Origin of the sequence: Mesorhizobium sp. M1E.F.Ca.ET.063.01.1.1 (assembly GCF_003998155.1) — a bacterium.
Classification (GTDB): Bacteria; Pseudomonadota; Alphaproteobacteria; order Rhizobiales; family Rhizobiaceae; genus Mesorhizobium.
In genome coordinates this window covers 1-3910 of sequence record NZ_RZSC01000571.1, presented here as the reverse complement: position 1 = coordinate 3910, position 3910 = coordinate 1, and the positions used below count along the sequence as shown (strand labels likewise).

General features: G+C 61.5%; 4 protein-coding genes and 1 pseudogene. All 5 read right to left on the bottom strand.

Going from position 1 to position 3910, the window contains the following annotated elements:
- Positions 1–223: FGGY family carbohydrate kinase (locus EOA29_RS28225; RefSeq protein ID WP_245468559.1), on the bottom strand; the 223-nt coding region annotated here is incomplete at its 3' end.
- 92 nt (positions 224–315) lie between these two features.
- On the bottom strand, positions 316–2043 hold the full coding sequence (locus EOA29_RS28220; protein WP_126093841.1) for an ABC transporter substrate-binding protein: 1728 nt from the start codon (positions 2041–2043) through the stop codon (positions 316–318).
- A gap of 77 nt (positions 2044–2120) precedes the next feature.
- Positions 2121–2408, bottom strand: a complete 288-nt coding sequence (locus tag EOA29_RS28215) for a DUF2160 domain-containing protein (RefSeq protein WP_126093840.1) — start codon at positions 2406–2408, stop codon at positions 2121–2123.
- A gap of 68 nt (positions 2409–2476) precedes the next feature.
- Positions 2477–3390, bottom strand: a pseudogene (locus tag EOA29_RS28210) (carbohydrate ABC transporter permease).
- A 1-nt stretch (position 3391) separates the two neighbouring features.
- Positions 3392–3910, bottom strand: a 519-nt coding sequence (locus EOA29_RS28205) for a sugar ABC transporter permease (protein WP_145969838.1), incomplete at its 5' end; no start/stop codon positions are given.

Below are 3910 nucleotides of genomic sequence, written 5' to 3'. Positions count from 1 at the left end.
GGTCAAAGCGGCGCTGAAAGCGGCCGGCCGCTTTCAGCGCCGCTTTGACCGTCGCGACCACGCTTGACCAGATGTCTTCCGGGTCATGCTCGACCCAGCCGGAGGCCGGATAATGCTGCGGAAATTCCTGCTGGCCGATGCCTGCTACCTTCATCTCGTCGTCGAACAGGATCGCCCGGGTCGATGTCGTTCCCTGGTCGATGGCCAGCACAAAACCGCTCATTCCGTTCCCTCCACTTCTCATAGAACAGGGGAGACGGCAAAGCCGCCTCCCCTGCATTTCCTAACATGGGCGAGCACGCCCATGTCATGCCGTTACTTCTGCCAGCTCTTCACCAGTTCGTCGTAGTTGATGGTGATCGGCTTTTCCTTCTCGTTCTCGATCTTGAGCTGGGGCGCGAGATTGCCCTTCTTGACCGCGTCGGCGTTCCAGTAGGCAAGGTCGTGCTCTTCGGCCATCTTCGGGCCGATATCGCCCTGGACGCCCGACTTCTCGATGCGGCTCATGACCTTTTCCTGCTCGGCGCAGAGCGAGTCCATCGCTTCCTGCGCGGTCTTGGCGCCCGATGAGGCATCGCCGATCGCCTGCCACCAGAGCTGGGCCAGCTTCGGGTAGTCAGGCACGTTGGTGCCGGTCGGCGACCACTGGACACGGGCCGGCGAGCGATAGAACTCAATCAGGCCGCCGAGCTTCGGAGCACGCTCGGTGAAGCTCTTGTCGTGGATCGTGCTCTCGCGGATGAAGGTCAGGCCGACATGGCTCTTCTTCACGTCGACGGTCTTCGAGGTGACGAACTGCGCGTAGAGCCAGGCGGCCTTGGCGCGGTCGGTCGGCGTCGACTTCATCAGCGTCCAGGAACCCACGTCCTGGTAGCCAAGCTTCATGCCGTCCTTCCAGTAGACGCCGTGCGGCGACGGCGCCATGCGCCATTTCGGCGTGCCATCGTCGTTCAGCACCGCCTTGGCGCCGGCGTCGACCATCGAGGCGGTGAAGGCGGTGTACCAGAACATCTGCTGGGCAACCGCACCCTGCGCCGGAACCGGGCCGGCTTCAGAGAAGGTCATGCCTTGGGCTTCCGCCGGAGCGTAGGCCTTCAGCCAGTCGAGATACTTCTGGATCGAGTAGACAGCAGCCGGACCATTGGTGTCGCCGCCACGTGCGGTGCAGGAGCCGACGGGGCGCGAATTCTCGTCGACCTTGATGCCCCACTCGTCGACCGGCAGGCCGTTCGGAATGCCTTTGTCGCCATTGCCGGCCATGGACAGCCAGGCGTCGGTGAACCGCCAGCCGAGCGACGGGTCCTTCTTGCCGTAGTCCATGTGACCGTAGACCTTCTTGCCATCGATCTCGCGGCCGGTGAAGAATTCGGCGATGTCCTCATAGGCTGACCAGTTGACCGGCACGCCAAGGTCGTAGCCGTACTTGGCCTTGAAATCGGCCTTGTTCTTTTCGTCGTTGAACCAGTCGTAACGGAACCAGTACAGGTTCGCGAACTGCTGGTCGGGAAGCTGGTAAAGCTTCTTGTCCGGAGCGGTGGTGAAGGAGGTGCCGATGAAGTCCTTCAGGTCGAGGTTCGGATTGGTGACGTCCTTGCCGTCGCCTTCCATCCAGTCGGAGAGATTGCGCACCTGCTGGTAGCGCCAGTGCGTGCCGATCAGGTCGGAATCGTTGACCCAGCCGTCATAGAGGTTCTGGCCGGTCTGCATCTGGGTCTGGATCTTCTCGACGACATCGCCTTCCTGGATCGTGTCGTGCGTGACCTTGATGCCGGTGATGGCGGAGAAAGCAGGCGCCAACACCTGCGACTCATAGGAATGGGTCGCGATGGTTTCCGACACGACCTTGATGTCCATGCCGGCAAACGGCTTGGCAGCGTCGATAAACCACTGCATTTCCTTTTCCTGATCGGCGCGCGAGAGCGTCGAGAGTGGACCGATCTCCTTGTCCAAGAAAGCCTTGGCCTCGTCCATACCGGCATAGGCGTTGCCAGCCCCGAGCAACAGGGCAATGGCGGTCGTTGATGTTAAAATTTGCCGTCGCATGTGTTTCCTCCGTTTTAGGTTTCAAGTGCGATCTGGAGCGGCCGCCCAGCACGCGACCGCTCCGACAGTTTCCCCCTCTATACGTAGCGGAACACGCCGATGGCGTAGACTACGGAGAGAGCGAGAGCCCACCACAGGTTGGGTCCGACAAAACCCAGCCAAGCGAGATGGATAAAGGCGCTGCCGAGCAGCGACAGGAAGAGACGGTCGCCGCGCGTCGTCTCGAAGCGCAGCACGCCGACGCGCGGATTGCCGCCCGGCGAGACATATTCCCAGACGCCCATGCCGCAGAGCATCAGCACGATGACGATGAAGAAGGCGGCCGTCGGCAAGGTCCACGCCATCCACGAGAAGTCGAGGTTCATGGCTTAGACCCTCCCCAGGGCAAAGCCCTTGGCGATGGTGGTGAGGATGAACTTATGTGTTCGTTTCATCACACCCTCCCCAGGGCGAAGCCCTTCGCGATGTAGTTGCGGACGAACCAGATGACGACCGCGCCAGGGATCAGCGTCAGCACGCCGGCGGCTGCGAGCAGCCCCCAGTCCATGCCGGCGGCCGAGACGGTGCGCGTCATGGTGGCTGCGATCGGCTTGGCATCGGTGGTGGTCAGCGTGCGCGCGATCAAGAGTTCCACCCATGAGAACATGAAGCAGAAGAAGCAGGCGACACCGATGCCGCTGGCGATCAGCGGCATGAAGATCTTGATGAAGAAGCGCGGGAAGGAATAGCCGTCGATATAGGCGGTCTCGTCTATCTCCTTCGGCACGCCTGACATGAACCCTTCCAGGATCCACACTGCCAGCGGCACGTTGAACAGGCAGTGCGCCAGGGCCACGGCGATATGCGTGTCGATCAGACCGAAGGCCGAATAGAGCTGGAAGAACGGCAGCGCGAACACCGCCGGCGGGGCCATGCGGTTGGTCAGCAGCCAGAAGAACAGGTGCTTGTCGCCGAGGAAACGGTAGCGCGAAAGGCGTAGGCCGCCGGCAGCGCCACGGTGACCGAGATCACCATGTTGATCACCACATAGGTGATGGAGTTGATGTAGCCCGAATACCAGGACGCATCGGTGAAGATGGTGCGGTAATTAGCGAGTGTCGGATTGTGCGGGAACAGCGTCAGCGACGACACGATCTCCGCATTGGTCTTGAAGCTCATGTTGATGAGCCAGTAGATCGGCAGCAGCAGCGCGACGATGTAGAGCGTTGGCACGATCCACCACCAGCGCGATTCCTCGCCGCGTCGACGCATCAGCCTTGCGACCTCGTCCTGCGACAGCGTGCTGCCCACGCCTTCCGAAACGGTTGTCTCGCTCACTCGGTCGGTTCTTTCGTTTGCGCCCGCCATCTCAGCGCTCCGCGTCGTAGTTGGTCATCACGGTGTAGAACACCCAAGACAACAGAAGAATGATCAGGAAGTAGACCAGCGACATGGCTGCCGCCGGGCCGAGGTCGAACTGGCCAAGCGCCGTCTTGACGAGGTCGATCGACAGGAAGGTGGTCGAGTTGCCCGGACCGCCGCCGGTGACGACGAAGGGCTCGGTGTAGATCATGAAGCTGTCCATGAAGCGCAAAAGCACCGCGATCAGCAGCACGCGCTGCATCTTCGGCAACTGGATGTAGCGGAACACCGCCCAGCGCGACGCGCCGTCGATCTTGGCCGCCTGGTAGAAGGCGTCCGGGATCGAGACCAGTCCGGCATAGCAGAGCAGCACGACCAGGCTGGTCCAGTGCCAGACATCCATGATGATAACGGTGACCCAGGCATCGATCGGGTCCTGGACATAGTTGTAGTCGATGCCGAGCGCGTTGACGTAGTAGCCGAGCAGGCCGATGTCGTTGCGGCCGAACACCTGCCAGATCGTGCC

Excerpts from the sequence above, each read along its gene's own strand:
- EOA29_RS28220 (WP_126093841.1), bottom strand. The coding sequence starts at position 2,043 with ATGCGACGGCAAATTTTAACATCAACGACCGCCATTGCCCTGTTGCTC.
- EOA29_RS28215 (WP_126093840.1), bottom strand. The coding sequence starts at position 2,408 with ATGAACCTCGACTTCTCGTGGATGGCGTGGACCTTGCCGACGGCCGCC.